This window comes from Janthinobacterium sp. GMG2 (assembly GCF_033949445.1).
In the GTDB taxonomy this organism is placed as follows: domain Bacteria; phylum Pseudomonadota; class Gammaproteobacteria; order Burkholderiales; family Burkholderiaceae_D; genus Janthinobacterium; species Janthinobacterium aestuarii.
This window is the reverse complement of record NZ_JAXAWA010000002.1, coordinates 1,023,289-1,041,349: the sequence shown is the minus strand read 5'-3', so window position 1 is coordinate 1,041,349 and position 18,061 is coordinate 1,023,289. Positions and strand designations below refer to the sequence as shown.

The window sequence follows — 18,061 nt, the reverse complement described above, 5'->3', positions numbered from 1 at the left end:
ACAAATTTCATCGTGTTATTTTGCTATCCAAAGGTAAATTTCTTCTGTTTTTTTAGCTATTGCTGGGAACTTCTCCAGTTTTTCTCTTGTCACAAGGCATTGGCTTCAGTCCGTCTCGACGGCTGCCGATGAACGTGAGGACAAGATGAGCTTTGAAGATGAACCCATAATTTCCTTCGACACGCCAGGCAACTTCAGTGATCTGGTGGTGGGCGAGGGGCAGATCGACCCGGCCATGGAGCATGAGCTCGACCTGCAGCGCTTTCATATCCGCATGGCCAATTCGCGTGGCCGGCGCGAAGCGGCCAGTTTGCTGATCCGCAAGATGTACGGCTGGCGCGGCTATGCCGTCGATCCTTGCACCGCGCATGCGCTGAATAAAATCACGCTGTTCGCGGAAACGGCCGGCACCACCGTCGGCACCATGACCTTGTGCCTCGATAACGACGAGACGGGCTTGCCCGCCGATGAAAACTTTCGCGACAAGCTCGACGTCCTGCGCGAGCAAGGCCGGCGCCTGTGCGAACCGTCGCGGCTGGCCATCGACAAGGGCGTGAGCAAGCGCGTGTTTGCGGCGCTGATTCATATTTCTTATATCTATGCCCACAATATTCACGGCTTTACGGATTACGTGATTGAAGTCAACCCGCGCCACGTGGTGTTTTACAAGCGCATGCTGGGTTTCCAAGACTTCGGCGGCGAGCGCGAGTGCACGCGCGTGGGGGCGCCGGCCGTGCTGCTACGGCTGGACCTCGATTACATGGGGGCCCAGATCCGTAAATTCGGTGGCCTGATGGAACAGCATGGGGGTGAACGGTCGTTTTACCCCTTTTTTTTTCCGACATGGGATGAGCCCGGCATTACCGGCCGGCTGAGGCAGGGGCGCAACTGACGATTCATTTATTCTTCAGCAAGATCGCCTGCATGTGGCTGCCTGGAATCGCGTACGTGATGCCGCTGGGCGCGCTGATGGCGGCCTCTTTGAGGCCCTTGACGTACACCATGTTGACGATGCCGTAGACGAGACCGGTCTCGGGATCGAACAAGGGGCTGCCGCTGCTGCCCGGATACGCCGTCGCGTCCAGCTGGAACACGGTGTACGGCGCCTTTTGCAGCTGCGCCAGGCGCCGCACGTCGAGGCGCTGGGCGTTTTCGCTGGGCATGACCACCGGTGTCAGCGATGACACGGTGGCGCGGTGCGTCACGTGGCGCAGTCCGAGCAAGGTGCCCAGCGGAAATCCCGTAAAGGCCATGGCCTGGCCTTCGCGCACCGTGGCCGCGTCGCCCAGCGCCAGGGCGGGCAGGGGCGCGCCCGCCAGGCGCAGCAAGGCCAGGTCGTGTTCCGTGTCCAGCGCCTGGACCTTGGCGGGGCGAAATTGCGTTACTTCGCCCTGGCCCGTGAGTATGCCGATGACTTCGTTCGGATTGGCGTCAAGCAGTTTCTGGATCACATGGGCGCAAGTGAGCACGCTCAAGCCGTCACCGGTCACGAAACCCGTGCCGATGAAATTCATCGGTGGCGTGCGCGTTTTTTGCAGGCTGCCCACGCCGACGATCGATGGTTTGATGCGCGCGATGGTTTGCGCCAGCGGCGCATCGGCGCGGCACGGTGCGCTGGCCAAGGCCAGGCAAAACACGAGGGCGGACAAGCATGTAAACGGCAGGGCTTTCATGGCGGCGCACTTTCAACGTGAGGAGGTGGCACGGGCTGCAGCAGCGCGCACAGCAGCATCAGATAGCAGAGCAGGGCGATGCGCGGCACGTCGAGCAGGCTGTCGAACAGGCCGACGACGAGAAAACCCAGCAGGGCGGCGGCGCAGGCCAGCGCGCCTGCATCGCCGCGCGCGGTCTGGCGCAGCAGGCGGTGGCCGGCCAGAACCAGCAGGGCCAGCAAGGACAGGGCGCCGCACCAGCCCGTTTCTATCAGCAAATGCAGTGCCATGCTCTTGATATGCCACGGCAAGTGGTGGTGGTCGCTGCTGAAAAACCAGTAATTATTGGCTTGCGTAAAGCTCCCGTTGGCGATCAGTTCCTCGCCGCCCGGTGCGCGCAAGCTCAGATTGTCGACTTCGAGCACGGACGAGGTGGCCGTGCCGCTGGCCGCCAGTTCCAGCTGCACGGGCGGACGCAGCAGCCAGGCGCCCGCGCCCAGCCAGGCGCTGTCGAACGGCACTTCATAGTGCTGCCATCCCTCCGGCGGGTTGCCAGGCGGCGGCGGGCGCAGGCGCAGCGGAACGTTCACGCAGCCCTGTGCGTACAGCAATTGCCGCTGGCACAGGCGCACCAGCAGCACGGGCATGGGTCCCGTGCGCCGCACGTCGAGCGCCAAAGTGTAGTGCGTGGCGGGCTGCACGGGCAGCCGCTGCAGCAGCCGCAGCAATTCGCCATAGCCAGCGCTGTAGCCGGGACTGGCCAGGCGCACATACCGGTTTTCCCCGTCTTCCGCATACGCGATGCTGGCCGGCACCTCGCGCTGGGGATTGTGCCAGTAATACGTGGCGGGAAAGCTGCCGCTACCCATGCCGAACAGGCGGTCGCCCCAGTCGGACGGCTGCATGGCCAGCGCCTGCCGCCAATGGCGCAAGCGGCCTTGCATGTCGAAGGCCGTGGTAGCGAAACGTTCGGTGGCGTAATAGCTGGCCGACACGGGTATCGCCAGCAGCAGCAGGATGCCGGCCGCGCCCGCGATGCTGAGGCTGGCGCGGTCCAGCCGCCACAGCGGCGGGCGCAGGCGTCCATTGCACAGCATCAGCATGGCCAGCAGCACGACCAGGCCGGCCGGCAGCAGGGCCTGCGGTCCCGCCCAGTGCCAGCCTATCCAGGCAAGATTGCATGCCAGCATGGTCCACGCCATCATCGCCAGCCCCAGCCTGGCGGGTCCCTTGCCGCCGGCGCCGCCGGACGACAGGGGGCCCGGCAGCAGCACGATCGCCAGCAGCACGGCCGCCAGCAGGAACAGGAAATATGGGCCTTTCAGCCAGCCGGCCGCCTGGTGGCCGGACGGTTCCGGCCACCAGGCAGCCAGCAAGCCTTGCAGGCACAGAGCGCACAGCAGGCTGGCAGGCGCCAGGCGCCACGGCAAGGGCCGTGCCGCCAGCACGAAGCTGGCCGCGAGCAGGACGACGGCGGCCAGCAAGCCCCGGTAGCCGGCCAGGCTGAACATGTACACGAGCAGGACGGTGCCCAGGCCGGCCAGCAGCAGTCTCAGCAACACTCCGCGCATGGGCGACTGGGAAGGGACGCGCCGCGCCGCGCCGGGCGCCGTCCGCAGGGTTTGCCAGAATCCCAGCAGCATGGCCGCGGCCACGGCCGCGTACAAGCCCCGCGAAAAGGTCGTGAACGCCGCGTGCAGGGCGAGGGCCAGCAGCAGCATGGCCAGCGCCGCCTGCCAGCGGCTGCTGGCGCGCGCCAGCCACAGTGCGGCAAACGGCAGGCTCAGGGCCAGGTAGCCGTCCAGCGCGGCGCCACCCGTGTGCATGGCGGAAAACGGCGCCGTGATGCGGTAGTCGCTGGAGAGGTTCGACAGGCCGGGAAACACGGCCCGTTCCCACAGGGCGAACAGCGACACCATGGCCAGCCCGGCCAGCATGCCCGGCAGCGCATAGCGGCGCAAGGCGGCAGGGTCCGCGTCGCGCAGCAGCAGCGGTAACAGCAGCATGCTCCAGGCCCAGGCCTTGCCCAGCCGCAAGCTGTTGTAGGGGCTCAGGTAGTTATCCCAGGCATTCAGGTCGAACGGCGCCAGCGGCAGGACGCCGCGCAGCAGCGCCGCCAGCCAGGCCAGGCTGCACAGCAGCAAACAGGCGCGGGCGGCGGGCGAGAGCCGCGCCGCTGCCGCTTGGGCCGCTCCGCCCAGGCGCCAATAACCGCAGGCCACGGTCAGCAACAGCAGCACGTCGATTTCTTCGAGGAAGAACCAGCCCGTCCACGGTGCCAGGTCCAGCACGGGCAGCAGGGCGGGCACGCAGAACAGCCAGCAGGCGGGGCGCCAGCACAGCAGCAGGAAATATGCGGGCAGCAGGGCGGCAAACAGCAGGCCGGGCCAGCCGTGGCCCAGCGGATAGTGGCGCAAGGCCAGCATGCAGGCCGCGCCCGCCAGCAGGGCCAGCGGCCGCGCTGCCAGGCGGGCCATGGCAGCGTGCACAGCCATGGCCTACAGCTGGGTCAGCAAGGCCTGCGCCTCGGCCCGCTGCGGAAAGTCCTTGTTGGCGGCCAGCAGTTGTTCCAGCTGCTTGCGCGCGCCGCCCTTGTCGCCAGATTTCGCCAGGGCCGCGCCCAGGTGGTATTGCACTTCGGGCGACTTCGGCGCCAGTTCCGCCGCCTTGCGCAGCAGCGCCGTGGCGCGCTTGACGTCGCCTTGCTGCAGCACGATCCAGCCCAGGGTGTCGAGCACGGCGGGGTTGCCGGGCGCCAGCTTCAGTGCCTGCTCGGCCGTGGCCTGCGCGCGCGGATCTTTTTCCTGCTGATACGCCCACGCCAGGTCGTTCAACGCCACCACGTTATCCGTGTCCTTGGCAACGACATACTGGAAGTGCTCGATGGCGGCGCGGTATTGCTTGGCCGCCAGCCGGGTGCCCGCCAGGTAGGTGCGCGTCGGCAAGTCTTCCGGATGCTCCTTCAGCCAGGTGGCCATGCGCGCATCGGCTTCGCGCTCTTGCCCGGAAGCCTGCAAGGCGCGGTACAGCTGCACCTGCAACGGGCCGATGGGGCTGATGCCGAACGCGTGCTGGTACAGCTTGACGGCTTGCTGCGGCAGCTTTTGCTCCATCAGCACGTCGCCCTCGAGCTTGTAGCCGGCCGCCAGCTTCGGCTGCTCTTCCTGCACTTGCCGCGCCACGGCCAGCGCCTCGCGCTGGCGGTTCAGGTTCAGCAGCATGGCCACTTCGACCACGCGCGCTTCGAGCAGGGTCGGATCAAGCACTTGCGCACGCTTGACGGCTTGCAGCGCATTCTGGTGGTCGCCCAAGGCCAGGTGCAGGCTGGCGATGCGCATCTGCAAGGGCGCGGACGTGGTCTGTATGCTGGCCAGCTTGTTGTAGCTGTCGAGCGCTGCCGGCGCCAGGCCGGCGCTGTATTCCACCTGGGCGCGCAAGGCCAGCGCATCGGCGTCGCCCGGATGGCCCGTTTGCAAGGTGCGCGCCAGTTCCAGCGCCTTGTCGGGCGCGCCCGTCTTCAGGTAGAAGTTACTCAGGAGCAGGGCTGGCGCGACGGCATCGGGATTGTCGCGGTGGCCCCGCTCGAGCCAGCGCCGCGCCTCTTCCGTCTTGCCCTGCGACGCGGCCAGCTTGGCCAGCGCCGCGCACAGGTCGGCATTTTTCGGCGCCTTCGTCAGCGCCTTTTCGAAACGCTGTTTTGCCTGCTCCGGCTTTTTCTCGGCCAGGTCGATCTGCGCCAGGTTGTTCAAGGCGGGCAGGTAGACGGGGTCCATGCTCAGCGCTTGCTCGAAACTGGCGCGCGCGGCCGGTAAGTCGCGCAAGGCCAGGTAGACGCCGCCTTTCAGGTTCAGCAGCAGGGGATTCGTGTCTTTCTGCTGCTCCTCCATCATCTTGACGCTGGCCAGCGCCTTGTCGTTCTGCTTGTTGCGCAGCAAGGTCATCACCAGCATGGTGCCCGCTTGTGGCGTGCTCTTGTCGAGCATGCTGGCGCGTTCCAGTTCATTGATGGCGCGGCTGTTCTCTCCCATGCCCAGGCGGCTGATGCCCAGCGCCGCATGCAGCTTGGCCGTGTCCGGCGCAAGGGTACTGGCCTGTTCGAAATACGCGGTCGCCTTGTCGTAGCGGCGCGCGCGCAAGTGGGCTTCTCCGGCCAGCGACAGCAATTCCACGTCTTCCGGGAAGGCGGCCAGCATCGGTTGCAGCAAATCGATGGCGGCGTCGGTCTTGCCACGCATCAATTCGATCGACGCCATCATCTTGACGGCATACAAATGCCTGGGATACACGGCCAGGAAGCGCCGCAAATAGTTTTCCGCCTGCGGCGGCGAGCCGAGCGCCAGCTGCACGGCGCCGGCCAGCAGGATGGACGGCATGTGGTCGGGTGCCGCCTTGAGTACCAGCTGCAAGGCTTGCAAGGCCGCCTTGTTCTTGCCCTGGCGAAAATCGAGCAGCGCCTGGGCTTGCAGCAAACCGAGGCTGTTGGGCGCCGTCTTGCGCGCCGTGGCCAGCTGGGCCGACGCTTCCGCGTAGCGGTTTTCCACGATATCGAGGTTGGCCAGGTCGATGTGCGCCTGGGTATTGTCCGGTTTGATATTGAGGATCTGCATGTAGGCGAGCCGCGCCGGGCCGTTCTTGCCTTGCAGGCGCAGCAGGTCGCCCTGCAGGCGCAAGGCGTCGAGGTTGGCGGGCGCGCTTTTCAAGGCTTGCGCCAGCAGCAGCTCGGCCGCCGGCACCTGGTGGTCGAGCGCCGACAGGCGCGCCAGGCCCAGCAATGCCTCGACCTGGTCGGGATGGGCTTCGAGCAGGCGCGAGTACAGGGCGTGCGCCTCGTCCTGGCGGCCCAGGGCCAGCAAGGCATCGCCGCGCAGGGCCAGCACGCTGGCCGGCTGCGCCGCATCATCGGCAATCTCGGCCAGTACCTTGTCGAACTGGCCCAGCATCAGCCAGGCCTTGCCCAGCAGGGGCATCACTTGCTGCGATGCGAGGCCCAGCGACTTTGCTTTGCGCAATTCCTTCTCGGCAGACAGCGCTTCGCCCGTGTCGATATAGATGCTGCCCAGCAGCAAGCGGGCGGCCGCATTGTCCGGCTCCTTTTGCAGCAGGTTCTTCAACTGGATGATGGCGGCCCGTGCCTCGCCTTTCTGCCGGTACTGCTGCGCGTCGGCCAGCAAGGATGCACTGCTCTGCGTGCCGTGGCAAGCCGTCAGCAGGGGCAGCAGCAAAGTACAGCACAGCGCGGCGGCCGGCAGGCCAGGGAAAGGGCGGGGCAGGGTAAAGGCCATGGAAATCTCCGGTTGCGGCGTGCGTGGACGATTAGCCGATTCGCGATGGGCGATGAGCATGGCCTAGCTTAAAAAGATGGCCGCCGGACTCCTTGATTGCGCTCAACAAGCCGCTGATTGTCCGCGTGCATGCTGGCCGCCGGTCCGTGTTTCTTGTTCCCGCTCAAGAATGGCCCGATTGGCAACCGTAGAATTTCCCGGACGGCGATGCTCGTGCCGCAACCATTCGGAGCACATGCATATGGACAGCAAGGTGGATAGCAACGCGAATAGCAAGGCGATTGGCAAGGGCGGCGTGGTGGCGGTGGTGGGGCTCGGTTACGTGGGCTTGCAGCTGGCCGTGGCGTTTGGCATGCGCCAGCGCACGATCGGATTTGACTTGTCGGCACGCAAGGTGGAAAGCTACCGCAGCCATGTCGATCCGACCGGTGAAGTCAGCACGGAACAGCTGCGCGCGGCGCAATGGCTGAGTGTCGGCTGCGATCCGGCCGAGCTGGAACTGGCCGATTTCATCGTCGTGGCCGTGCCCACGCCGGTCGACAGCGCGCACAATCCCGATTTCTCGGCCCTGGCCGGCGCCAGCGCGGCCGTCGGCCGGCACATGCGGCGCGGCGCCATCGTCATCTACGAGTCCACCGTGTATCCGGGCGCCACCGAGGAAATCTGCATCCCTATCCTCGAACAGCATTCGGGCCTGCGCTGGAAGGAAGACTTTCATGTGGGCTTTTCACCCGAGCGTATCAACCCCGGCGACAAGGACCATACCCTGCACAGCATCCGCAAGGTGGTCTCGGGCGACGACGACGCCACCCTGGACCAGGTGGCCGCCCTGTACGAAGGCGTGGTAGAGGCGGGCGTGCACCGGGCGTCGAGCATCAAGGTGGCCGAGGCGGCCAAGGTGATCGAAAACACGCAGCGCGACCTGAACATCGCGCTGATGAACGAACTGGCCATCATCTTCGACCGCATCGGCATCGACACCCTGGAAGTGCTGCAGGCGGCGGGCACGAAATGGAATTTCCTGCCGTTCCGGCCCGGCCTGGTGGGCGGGCACTGCATCGGCGTCGACCCATACTATTTGACGCACAAGGCGGAAATGCTGGGCTACCACCCTCACGTAATCCTGGCCGGGCGCCGCATCAACGACGGCATGGCCAAGTTCGTGGCGGAAAAAACCATCAAGGAAATGGTGCGTGCCGGCTTCAAATTGAAAGGTTCGCACGTGAACGTGCTGGGCCTGACCTTCAAGGAAAATTGCCCGGACCTGCGCAACTCGAAAGTGGTCGACATGATCCACGAACTGCAATCGTACGGCGTGCAGGTGCACGTGCACGACCCCGTCGCCGATGGCCGCGAAGCGCTGGAAGAATACGGTTTATTGCTGGAAAGCTGGGAACAGCTGCCGCAGGCCGAGGCCATCATCAGCGCCGTCTCGCACCAGGCCTTGCTGGCCCGTCCGCTGGCCGACTTCCAGACCAAGGTGCTGGAAAATGGTTGCTTCATCGACATCAAATCGCATTTCGACCCCCGGCCGCTGGAAGACGGCGGCCTGCACGTGTGGCGGCTGTGATGGCGGCCGACACCTTCGATCGGGCCGCAAACGCGGCGCGAAGCGCCTCCGCTGGCGATCCTGCTGCCGGCGCCTATGCGCAAGCCTGCGAACAACTGAGCAAGGAACCTCGGCGCTGGCTGGTGACGGGCGTGGCCGGCTTCATCGGTTCGCACCTGCTGGAAACCCTGCTAAAGCTGGGACAGGAAGTGCGCGGCCTCGACAATTTCATGACGGGCCACCGCCACAACCTGGAACAGGTGCGCGCCAGCGTGGGCGAGCAGGCGTGGCAGCGCTTCACCTTCATCGAAGGCGATATCCGCGACCCGCAGGCATGCGCGCGCGCGTGCGGCGTGTCGGTGCAGGCCGCCAGCCAGGCCGCCAGCGCCGGCGATGGCGAGGCAGGCGGCGAGACAGATGCGGCCTATGGTGGCAGCGGCAGCGGCATCAACGGCAGATTGGGCGAGCGCGGCCGTGCCGGTGCGGGCGGCCCCGTCGCCGCCGTCGATTTTGTGCTGCACCAGGCGGCGCTCGGTTCCGTCTCGCGTTCGCTGGAAGACCCGCTGCTGTGCCACGCCGTCAATGTCAGCGGCTTCCTGAACATGCTGGCCGCCGCGCGCGATGCGGGCGTGCGGCGCTTCGTGTACGCGGCCTCGAGCGCCACGTATGGCGACCATCCAGCCCTGCCGAAAGTGGAGCAGCACATCGGCGCGCCCCTGTCGCCGTATGCCTTGAGCAAATATGTCAACGAACTGTATGCGCAGGTGTATGCGCGCTGCTACGCCATGCAGACGGTAGGGCTGCGCTATTTCAATGTCTTCGGTCCGCGCCAGGATCCGCTGGGCGCCTATGCGGCCGTCATTCCCCGCTGGATCGCCGCCATGCTGGAGAACCAGGCCGTGCACATCCATGGCGACGGCGCCACCAGCCGCGACTTCTGCTTCGTGCACAATGCCGTGCAAGCCAATATCCTTGCCGCCACCGGCACCGACCCGGCAGCCGTCAACCAGGTCTACAACGTGGCCGTCAACGCCCGCACCAGCCTGACGCAGCTGCACGCCGCCATGCAGCAAATGCTGCTTGCGGCCCGCCCGCAGCACGTGCCGCTGGCGCCGCACTATGGCGAATTTCGCGCCGGCGACGTGCGCCATTCGCAGGCGGACATCGCCAAGGCGGCACGCCTGCTCGGCTATGTCCCCACGCACAACCTGGCGCAAGGCTTGCGGCAGACCATCGCCTGGTATGTGGAGCAGGCTGAACGGGCTTGAGGGCCCGGCTTGCCAAGCGCGAGGCACAGTTGGCCAGGTACACTCCGGTATCCGCCCGATCGCTGCCGTTCAGCGTTCAGTGTTCAGCGTTGCACAGGCGGCGCTGCCGGCATGGTTGACGCAGGCGACGCGGGCGGTTCCGGTACGCCATCGATCTTGCTGCGCAGAACCCGGGGTGTACCGCGGAAATCGGACGTATGCAGGGTGACGGGACGGCGCCAGACGCGGGCGATGTAGGCCAGCACCTGTTCCGCCCGCTCCAGGTCGAGGCCGCGCCCGTCGCGCTGGTGATCGTGGCGCAGTACCAGGCTGCCGTCGTCGTTGAGCAGGGTGGCGGCGATGCACGGCGCGCCATAGTTGTATTTGGGCGCCAGGATGGCTTCGCGGATGGCGAGCAAGTCGCGGCTGGCCATTCGTGTTTCGCCATCGCGGTGGCTTTCATGCACGAACAGGCCCAGGCGGTCAGCCAGTTCCCCATCCAGATAGTTGCGAATGAAACTGCAGTCGTCGTCGTCGCGGCAAATCTGGCGCGCCCGCGCCAGTCCTTGGCGCTCGATGATGTGTTCCCACATGCAAAAACCCAGGTGATACGGGTTGACGGCCAGCGCCTGCTGGTGCTCGCCCGCGTAAGGGCGCACCACGTCCGAGTGCGACTTGATGGCGGACAGGTACAGGGCCGGCGGCAGGAAGTCGGCTTCGCGCAGCAGCCGCGCATGCCAGTACGAAGCCCAGCCTTCGTTCATGATCTGGCAGGCATACACGGGATAAAAGTAAAACGACTCTTCGCGCACGGCCAGGAAAATGTCGCGTTCCCAGTCGGCCAGTTCCGGCCCATATTGCGCAATGAACCACAGCAAATCGTATTCGGGCTGCGGCGGCACGAGGGGGCGCTGTGCCAGCCGTGCCCGCGCCGCCTCGTGCGCCGCCAGCGCTGCCGCTTCACCGGGCAAGCGCTGGTAACGCCGCGCAAAAGGATCCGCAAAACGATCGTCTGCGCCAGCCCTGTCTTGCGTGCCAGCGACACCGGCTGGCCCGGATAGCGCGCCATAGGGCGGGCGGTGCAGCTCGGCATGGATGTCCACGTGCTGCTCCAGCGCCAGTGCCGCGTCGAGCACGGCTTCCACCTGCTCCTGTCCATGGCGTTGCAACGCCATTTCGAGACGCTGCGCCCGCGCCGCGCTTTGTTCCAGGATGTGCTGGCCTGCCATGGCGCCGAAACGCAGAAACAGGGCATTGCGGCTGGCAAAGTCGGCGTGGCCCAGCACGTGGGCCGTGACGAGGGTGTTTTCCGCCACGGAATTGTGCTCGGCCATGTAGGCATGGCAAGGGTCGCCGGGGAACATGACTTCGAACATATGCGAGTTGCCCATCTTTTGATGCACGAGCTGGTGGATGTAGCGCACGCCGAATGACCAGTGGCGCATGCGCACGGGCAAGCCATAGATGGCGATCTCTGCCATGAAGCTGTCCGGCACCAGTTCGAACTCGACGGGCGCAAACTCCAACCCCATTTCCCGCGCCAGCGCTTCGATGCGCGCCGCGTAGCCGTCCAGGTTGGCTGTGTCAGGCGTCATGCCGTGTCCTCCGTATCGGCCGCCTCGTGCTGGAAAAAGGTGCGGATGGCCGCCCAGATATCGTCATTCCTGCTGAGGATGCTGCTGTGCAAGGGCAAGCCGCGCCGTTCCTGCTCGGCAAACAAGCTGTGCATTTCCGTTTCCAGGCTGCGCGGCACGCCGGGCACGGTTTCCACATAGCCCATATAGTTGAGCAATGCTGCCAGTTCGCCCAAGGCCAGGCTGGTCGCCCCCCGGTCTTCGCTGAAGTTCTCGCCATCGGAGGCATAGAACAGGTAGGCGTTGTAGCGTCCCGGTGCGTAGTGTTCCTGCAGCAATTCGCGGCTCAGGCGAAAGGCGGTGGACGCCATGGTGCCGCCCATGCCATTGACCTGGAAAAACTCGGCTTCGGAAAATTCCCAGGCCCGCGTCGTATGCGCGATAAAGCGCGCTTCCACGCGCGCATATCTGCGGCGCAAGCCCTGCAAGGCAAAGAAAAAGAAGGATTTGGCCAGCTTGCGCTCGGCCTGCGCCATGCTGGCCGATACGTCCAGCACGAAAAACACGACGGCATTCGTGCTGGGCCGTGGCTGTTGCAGTACCTGGCGGTAGCGCAAGTCGTCATTGGTGAAAGGCACGGGTTGCGCTTGCAGGGCGCGCCGTTTGATCGCTTCCTTGACGGTGCGCCGCCGGTCCAGCCGCGAACGGGCGCCATGTCGGTCCAGGCCGCTACGCACGAGCCGTACGTCGTCGATGGCACCCAGGTGGCGCGGTTTCATATGCGGCAATTCGAAAGCGTCCCACAGCCAGTCGAGTATGTCGTCGATGGGAAACTCGAGCAGCAGGCGCACGGCTCCCTCGCCATCGCCGCCTTCGCCTTGCGTTCCGCCCCCGTCCGTGGTGGCGGGACGGGCCGCGCGCAGGATATCGCCAGGCTGGCCGTCACCCTGGCCCGCGCCTACGCTGTTGCGCGCGGGTGCCAGGCGGAAACGCGCATGTTCGAGCAGGTGCATGGGTACTTGCACCGTGCGCTGCTGCGGCCCGCCGATCAGGTCAGGCGTGGCGATCAATTCGGGCAAATGCGCCTGCACGGCGTCGCGCACTTTCTGGTTGTGGCGCAGCCAGTCGCGCGCGCCACGCGAGAACAGCCCGTACCAGGGGCGGGCCAGTGCCGGCGTGGACGATCCCACTGGACTATCATGCTTGGCGCTGCCTGGCGAGGTCGTGGCGGACATGGCTATTCCTGCGCCAGCAAGGTGGTCACGTAGTTGAGCGCTTCGCGCGCGCTGTGGGCGTCATAGCCATATTCGTCGACCAGGCGCTGTTCGACGGCGGATATCCTGGCCCGCACGTCGTCATCGGGCCGCTTGGCCGAGCCCACGAGGCGCAGCACGTCGCGCCGCTGCTCGAACAGATATTGCTGGATGGCGTCGTGCAATTGCGCATGGCTGCCCAGGCCAAACGCCTCGCCCCGCTTGAAGGCGCTCATGGCCTTGCGTACCACTTCTTGGCGGAAAGATTGCTTGCCCGAGTCGCTGATGTGGATTTTCTCTTCCACGGCGCGCAGGAAGCGCTCGTCGGGACGGCGTTCTTCGCTGGTGATGGGATCGCGGATCTGGCGATTGTCGAGCATGGCTTCGACTTCATCGAGATATTTGTTCAGCAAGTCTTGCGCTTCCTGCTCGAACGACACGAACAGGGCCTTGTGCACGTCGGCCTTGACCCAGCGGTTATAGAAATCCTTGCGCGTAAGCACCAGGTAATCGACCCACTTGCGCTTGCGCCGCGGCTCGATGCGCGCATCGCTTTCGATGCCATCTTTCAGGGCCAGCAGCACGTCCATGGTGGACAGGCTGTTGCGCTGGGCGGAAATGATGGCGTGCGACAGGGCATTGATGACGAAACGGGGCGATACGCCCGACAGGCCCTCGTCGGGCGCCTTGTCGCGTTCGCGCACGCGGCGGATGTCGGCATGCTGCAGGTCGTCGACGTCTTCGTCGGCGTATATGCGCAGTTTCTTGACCAGTTCGACTTCCTTGTCGTCACCCTCGGGCAAGCGGCTGAGGATGGCAAACACGGCCGCCGCATGCAGCACGTGCGGATCGAGGTGCACGTCGCGGAAGGCGGGCGCGGCCGCCTGGATCAGCTTGCGGTAAATGCGCGCTTCTTCGCGGTAATTGAGCGTGTACGGCACTTGCACGATGACCATGCGGTCGAGCAAGGCCTCGTTTTCGCTTTCTTGCAGGAATTTGCGAAATTCGGCCAGATTCGTGTGCGCGAGGATGGTTTCGTCGAGGTAAATCAGGGGAAAGCGCGACACCTTGACATTCTTTTCCTGCGTCAGGGTCAGCAGCAGGTAGAGGAATTCCCGCTTGACCTTGAGGATCTCGATCATTTCCAGCATGCCGCGGCTGGCCGCATACACGGCGCCGGACCACGACCAGGCGCGCGGATCGCCTTCGTCACCGTACTGCGCCACTTTCGACAGGTCGACGGAACCGACGAGGTCGGCCAGGTCGGCCGTGGTGGGATCGTGCGGCGCATACGTGCCGATGCCGCAGCGGCCCGCCTCGGACAGGTGGATGCGCTCGACGGGCATGCGCAGGAAGTCGCCCGCGTACTGTTCTTCCAGGCGGGCGCGGCAATGGGGACAAAGTTCGCCGTGCAGCTCGGCATCATAGCTGGCGCGAAAGTCGGCGCGCATGCTGTGCGGCACCAGGTGCAGCGGCGATTCGTGCACGGGACAGCCGGCGATGCCGTACAGCGCGCCTTCACTGCTGTGGCTGTATTCTTCCAGCCCCCGCTTGAGCAGGATCACCATGGTCGACTTGCCGCCCGACGGCGGACCCAGCAACAGCAGCATGCGCCGGCCCACTTCGGAACCGGCGGCGGCCGCCTTGAAGTAGGCGGCGACGCGGTCGATCGCCTCATCGATGCCGAACAGCTCGTCGTCGAACAGGCGGCAGCGGAAACGTCCGGCATCGTCCGTCTGGCCGTTCCAGCGCATCATGTCCCACAGGTACTGGTGCGCGCTGCGCGTCAGCAGAGCCGCGCGGCCGGGCAGGATCTGCTCGATGAAGTCGGCAAAACTGCCGCGCCATGGACTGATGCGGTGTTTTTCCGCCCAGGCCGCCATGCCGTGCATAAAACCGGCATGCTGGTCCGCAGGCGCGTCGTCGGATTGGCGTGTCATACCAGGGCTCGTCATTGTTCCCCCATCCATACCGTTGCTGCCGTGGAGCAGACCCAATTCCAGCCTGCCAGCCAAGTATACGGCGCTGCCTCTGCCCGCACGCCTGATCTGGCTCAACCTTGACGAGGGAACTATTTTTATCCTTGCTGCCCCCGCTGGGACAGGGCGGCCATGTGTCGGCGCGGTTCAACCCAGATCAATACCGGCCCGCGCGGCCAGCCCACACTGGTGTTTCGGAACGACCTACGAGGAGAGCATGATGATTGGCAACGAGAATGGTTTCAGCGCCCCGCCTGGCGGTAGCGGCAGGGGACAAAGCGCGGACGATGAAGAGGCCGTCGGCCAATTTGCCGCCCCCGGCGAAGACGACAATACGATCGAGAGCGCGTCCGTCTCGGACATGCCCGACGCCTTGAGCGGTGTCAGCATGGAATTGTTGGAAATCAAGCGCAGCATCGAAGACGGCATGCGCCAGTCCATCTCCCAGGCGGCCGGCGTGCGCGCGGCCGATGCCTTCAGCGACGGCGGCAATATCCAGGGCGTGTCCATCGGCCTGGGCGAAGGCGCCAGCGACAGCTCGTCCGGCGAGCCGGGCTTGCCGGCCCTGACCCTGTACGTGGCCGAGCCCACTTCCGTCGACCGCGCCAAGGCCGCCATCGTGGGCGCCATGGGCGTGCGCGCCGTGTCCAGCGACAGGGTGCCCGTCAACATCGTCGTCACGGGCGTGATCGATGCGCAGCCGCACCGTTTCCGCTTGCGCCCCGCGCCGGGCGGCGTGTCGGTCGGGCATTTCCGCATCACGGCCGGCACCATCGGCTGCCTGGCCGTGGGGCGCAGCGCGCCGCGCAACAGCCGCTTGATGATCCTTAGCAACAATCACGTGCTGGCCAATTCCAATGGCGGCGTCTTCAACGACTGCATCGTGCAGCCTGGCCCCATCGACGGCGGCCGCTGTCCGCAAGACCAGGTCGCCGTGCTCGAGCGCTTCGTGCCCATCAATTTCAGCGGCGGCGTCAATTTCGTCGATTGCGCCACCGGCTGGACCTGGCCAGACAGGGTGCGTCCCGAACTGGTCTACCTGAGCGGCGGCGTGCCCGCGTACTTCCGCATCAGCAATGCGCTGGTGGCGCCCGCGCTGGGCATGATGGTCGGCAAGTCCGGCCGCACGACGCAATTGACGCAAGGCCGCATCACGGGCCTGGGCGCCACCATCAACGTCAATTACGGCGGCGGCAGGATCGCGCTGTTCCAGGACCAGATCGCCATCACGGGCGTGAGCGGGGCGTTCAGCGCGGGCGGCGATTCCGGTTCCTCCATCTGGACCTGGAACCAGCAGCGCAATCCCGTGGGCTTGCTGTTTGCCGGCGGCAATAACATCACCTTTGCCAACCAGATGCGGCGGGTGGTGGTGGCGCTCGACATCAATTTGTATACTTGAACCCTCGAGGAGACGGCGCGGCGCCGGTGTCGCGCCGCCTCGTCCTTGTATAACGCTGTTTTTTGCATGATGATGATGGTATGAGGGGCAGCAGCCATGTGCCCGGCGAACGGCGCTGCGGCGCACGATGGCCGGGTGTATCATGGAAGGCATCAGGAGGGTGGGTCATGTCAAACAGTAAATTCGCACAATCGCCGTATGGCGTTTTCGAGGACGCCGCCATGCCGTATTTGCCGGATGAGACGCCTGGACAGGGCATGGGGCAATATGCTCCTGCCGCGCCCCAGGGCCGGCTGGAAGCGGCGAAGCGGCGCAACGAGCGGGCGCTGATGGCCATCGACGGCGTGGAAGGTGTCAGCGTGGGACAGACGGCCGTGGGCAAGGAAGCGCTCGTCGTGTATCTGCGCGACTCGTCCGTCAAGCGGAGCGTGCCGTCTCAGGTCGAGGGTTATCCGGTGGAAACGAGCATCACGGGCCAGATCGATATCCAGCGCTGGTAGGCAGCAAGCGGGCCTGGGCACCTTGCCGCGGCGGAGCGTTGCGATAGAAGACCTGTTGCCAGGCCTTCCATGCAGTCTTGCAGCCTGCCTTATTTGCTCAGGCGGCCGATCGCTTCGGCCACGCCCGCGCCATAGGCGGGGTCGCACAGGGTGCAGTTGCCGATGTGGCGTTGCTTGACTTGCTCCGACGAGCCCGAGATGGCGCGCGCCGTGTTGTCGAACAAGGCTTGCTGCTGCGCCGCGGTCATCAGGCGGAACAGGGCGCGCGGCTGCGAATAGTAATCCTCGTCAACGCGGTGGTTCCAATGGTCGGCCGCGCCTTCGATGCTCAATGGCGGCTCGCGGAAATCGGGCTGCTCGGCCCATTCCTGCTCGCTGTTCGGTTCATAGCCCAGGGTGCCGCCCATGTTGCCGTCGACGCGCATCTGGCCGTCGCGGTGGTAGCTGTGGAACGGGCATTTCGGCGCGTTGACAGGGATATGGCTGTGATTGACGCCAAGGCGGTAGCGCTGCGCGTCGCCATACGAGAACAGCCGGCCTTGCAGCATCTTGTCCGGCGAAAAGCTGATGCCGGGTACCACGTTGGCCGGGTTGAAGGCAGCCTGTTCCACTTCGGCAAAGTGGTTGTCGGCATTGCGGTTCAGTTCCAGCACGCCTACTTCGATCAGCGGATAGTCGCCATGCGGCCACACTTTCGACAGGTCGAACGGGTTGAGGTGATACGTGCCTGCCTCTTTTTCCGGCATGATCTGCACGTACAGGGTCCAGCGGGGGAAATCCTTGTTTTCGATGCTTTCGTACAGGTCGCGGTGCGAGCTTTCGCGGTCCTTGCCGACCAGTTCTTCGGCTTCGGCGTCCGTCAGGTTTTGAATCCCTTGCTGGGTTTTCAAGGTGAACTTGACCCAGAAACGCTCGTTTTGCGCATTCAGGAAGCTGAAAGTGTGGCTGCCGAAGCCATGCATGTGGCGGAAGCTGCGCGGCAAGCCACGGTCGCTCATCACCACCGTGACCTGGTGCAGAGCTTCAGGCAGCGAGGTCCAGAAATCCCAGTTGCTGTTGGCACTGCGCAAGCCGGTGCGCGGGTCGCGCTTGATGGCGTGATTCAGATCGGGAAATTTCAATGGGTCGCGCATGAAGAAGACGGGCGTGTTGTTGCCGACCAGGTCCCAGTTGCCTTCTTCCGTGTAGAACTTCAGGGCAAAGCCGCGGATATCGCGTTCCGCGTCCGCCGCGCCCCGTTCGCCGGCCACCGTGGAAAAGCGCGCGAACATCGGCGTTTTCTTGCCCACTTCGCCGAAGATTTTCGCCCGCGTGTAGCGCGTGATGTCGTGCGTGACGGTAAACGTGCCGTACGCGCCGGAACCCTTGGCATGCATGCGGCGCTCGGGGATGACTTCGCGGTCGAAGTGGGCCAGCTTTTCCAGGAACCACACATCTTGCAGCAGGGCGGGGCCGCGCGGGCCGGCCGTCTGGATGTTCTGGTTGTCGGGAACAGGCGCGCCAAAGGCGGTGGTCAGCTTTTTCATTGGACTCTTTCTTTCATGGCTAGGCAGAGCAATGGACGCACCGGCGCTACTCAAACACTGGCTGGGTTGAATGAACACTCACCGGGGCTGGTCCAGAGTA

The 18,061-nt window shown here is 65.0% G+C and carries 12 protein-coding genes; 5 read left to right on the top strand and 7 right to left on the bottom strand.

Annotated features, from left to right (window positions below):
- The first annotated feature begins 145 nt into the window (after window positions 1–145).
- Complete coding sequence (locus SKZ59_RS10795; protein WP_034748381.1) at window positions 146–892, top strand: N-acyl amino acid synthase FeeM domain-containing protein; 747 nt, start codon at window positions 146–148, stop codon at window positions 890–892.
- Between the two features lie 4 nt (window positions 893–896).
- Here the strand turns inward: SKZ59_RS10795 and SKZ59_RS10790 are convergent, their stop codons facing one another.
- From SKZ59_RS10790 to prsT, 3 genes are read right to left on the bottom strand one after another with little or no spacing between them, the layout of a single operon-like run.
- Window positions 897–1,673, bottom strand: coding sequence for a serine protease (locus SKZ59_RS10790; protein ID WP_319991710.1), 777 nt, complete (start codon window positions 1,671–1,673; stop codon window positions 897–899).
- Window positions 1,670–4,147 carry a hypothetical protein gene (locus tag SKZ59_RS10785; protein ID WP_319991709.1) on the bottom strand — a complete coding sequence of 826 codons (2,478 nt, stop codon included), beginning with the start codon at window positions 4,145–4,147 and terminating at the stop codon, window positions 1,670–1,672. The genes SKZ59_RS10790 and SKZ59_RS10785 overlap by 4 nt, the downstream gene beginning before the upstream one ends.
- 3 nt (window positions 4,148–4,150) lie before the next feature.
- Window positions 4,151–6,994: an XrtA/PEP-CTERM system TPR-repeat protein PrsT gene (gene prsT, locus SKZ59_RS10780; RefSeq protein WP_319991708.1), complete on the bottom strand. Its 2,844-nt coding sequence runs from the start codon at window positions 6,992–6,994 to the stop codon at window positions 4,151–4,153.
- A 181-nt stretch (window positions 6,995–7,175) separates the two neighbouring features.
- On the opposite strand from prsT, the gene SKZ59_RS10775 reads away from it, so the two are divergent.
- The gene (locus tag SKZ59_RS10775; RefSeq protein WP_319991896.1) at window positions 7,176–8,504 is read left to right on the top strand and encodes a nucleotide sugar dehydrogenase; all 1,329 of its coding nucleotides are present in this window, start codon (window positions 7,176–7,178) and stop codon (window positions 8,502–8,504) included.
- Window positions 8,504–9,751, top strand: a complete 1,248-nt coding sequence (locus SKZ59_RS10770) for an SDR family oxidoreductase (RefSeq protein WP_319991707.1) — start codon at window positions 8,504–8,506, stop codon at window positions 9,749–9,751. The genes SKZ59_RS10775 and SKZ59_RS10770 overlap by 1 nt, the downstream gene beginning before the upstream one ends.
- 83 nt (window positions 9,752–9,834) lie before the next feature.
- On the opposite strand, the gene SKZ59_RS10765 is transcribed toward SKZ59_RS10770, so the two are convergent.
- The 3 genes from SKZ59_RS10765 to SKZ59_RS10755 are packed head-to-tail and all read right to left on the bottom strand — an operon-like array spanning window position 9,835 to window position 14,497.
- A complete protein-coding gene (locus SKZ59_RS10765) occupies window positions 9,835–11,325 on the bottom strand; it encodes a SpoVR family protein (RefSeq protein WP_319991706.1) in 1,491 nt (496 codons plus the stop codon).
- Window positions 11,322–12,539, bottom strand: a complete 1,218-nt coding sequence (locus SKZ59_RS10760) for a DUF444 family protein (protein WP_319991705.1) — start codon at window positions 12,537–12,539, stop codon at window positions 11,322–11,324. The genes SKZ59_RS10765 and SKZ59_RS10760 overlap by 4 nt, the downstream gene beginning before the upstream one ends.
- 2 nt (window positions 12,540–12,541) lie before the next feature.
- Entirely contained in the window at window positions 12,542–14,497 is a 1,956-nt protein-coding gene (locus SKZ59_RS10755) for a serine protein kinase (protein ID WP_319991704.1), read from the bottom strand.
- A 256-nt stretch (window positions 14,498–14,753) separates the two neighbouring features.
- Between SKZ59_RS10755 and SKZ59_RS10750 the strand changes: the two genes are divergently transcribed.
- Window positions 14,754–15,935 carry a hypothetical protein gene (locus SKZ59_RS10750; RefSeq protein ID WP_319991703.1) on the top strand — a complete coding sequence of 394 codons (1,182 nt, stop codon included), beginning with the start codon at window positions 14,754–14,756 and terminating at the stop codon, window positions 15,933–15,935.
- A 167-nt stretch (window positions 15,936–16,102) separates the two neighbouring features.
- A complete protein-coding gene (locus SKZ59_RS10745) occupies window positions 16,103–16,435 on the top strand; it encodes a hypothetical protein (protein WP_219329111.1) in 333 nt (110 codons plus the stop codon).
- An 89-nt stretch (window positions 16,436–16,524) separates the two neighbouring features.
- On the opposite strand, the gene SKZ59_RS10740 is transcribed toward SKZ59_RS10745, so the two are convergent.
- Complete coding sequence (locus tag SKZ59_RS10740) at window positions 16,525–17,961, bottom strand: catalase (RefSeq protein WP_319991702.1); 1,437 nt, start codon at window positions 17,959–17,961, stop codon at window positions 16,525–16,527.
- Between the last annotated feature and the right edge of the window lie 100 nt (window positions 17,962–18,061).

What these genes read in the sequence shown, in the direction of transcription:
- SKZ59_RS10795 (WP_034748381.1), top strand. Translation starts at nt 146, where the DNA reads ATGAGCTTTGAAGATGAACCCATAATTTCCTTCGACACGCCAGGCAAC.
- SKZ59_RS10790 (WP_319991710.1), bottom strand. Translation starts at nt 1,673, where the DNA reads ATGAAAGCCCTGCCGTTTACATGCTTGTCCGCCCTCGTGTTTTGCCTG.
- SKZ59_RS10785 (WP_319991709.1), bottom strand. Translation starts at nt 4,147, where the DNA reads ATGGCTGTGCACGCTGCCATGGCCCGCCTGGCAGCGCGGCCGCTGGCC.
- prsT (WP_319991708.1), bottom strand. Translation starts at nt 6,994, where the DNA reads ATGCTCATCGCCCATCGCGAATCGGCTAATCGTCCACGCACGCCGCAA.
- SKZ59_RS10775 (WP_319991896.1), top strand. Translation starts at nt 7,176, where the DNA reads ATGGACAGCAAGGTGGATAGCAACGCGAATAGCAAGGCGATTGGCAAG.
- SKZ59_RS10770 (WP_319991707.1), top strand. Translation starts at nt 8,504, where the DNA reads ATGGCGGCCGACACCTTCGATCGGGCCGCAAACGCGGCGCGAAGCGCC.
- SKZ59_RS10765 (WP_319991706.1), bottom strand. Translation starts at nt 11,325, where the DNA reads ATGACGCCTGACACAGCCAACCTGGACGGCTACGCGGCGCGCATCGAA.
- SKZ59_RS10760 (WP_319991705.1), bottom strand. Translation starts at nt 12,539, where the DNA reads ATGTCCGCCACGACCTCGCCAGGCAGCGCCAAGCATGATAGTCCAGTG.
- SKZ59_RS10755 (WP_319991704.1), bottom strand. Translation starts at nt 14,497, where the DNA reads ATGACACGCCAATCCGACGACGCGCCTGCGGACCAGCATGCCGGTTTT.
- SKZ59_RS10750 (WP_319991703.1), top strand. Translation starts at nt 14,754, where the DNA reads ATGATGATTGGCAACGAGAATGGTTTCAGCGCCCCGCCTGGCGGTAGC.
- SKZ59_RS10745 (WP_219329111.1), top strand. Translation starts at nt 16,103, where the DNA reads ATGTCAAACAGTAAATTCGCACAATCGCCGTATGGCGTTTTCGAGGAC.
- SKZ59_RS10740 (WP_319991702.1), bottom strand. Translation starts at nt 17,961, where the DNA reads ATGAAAAAGCTGACCACCGCCTTTGGCGCGCCTGTTCCCGACAACCAG.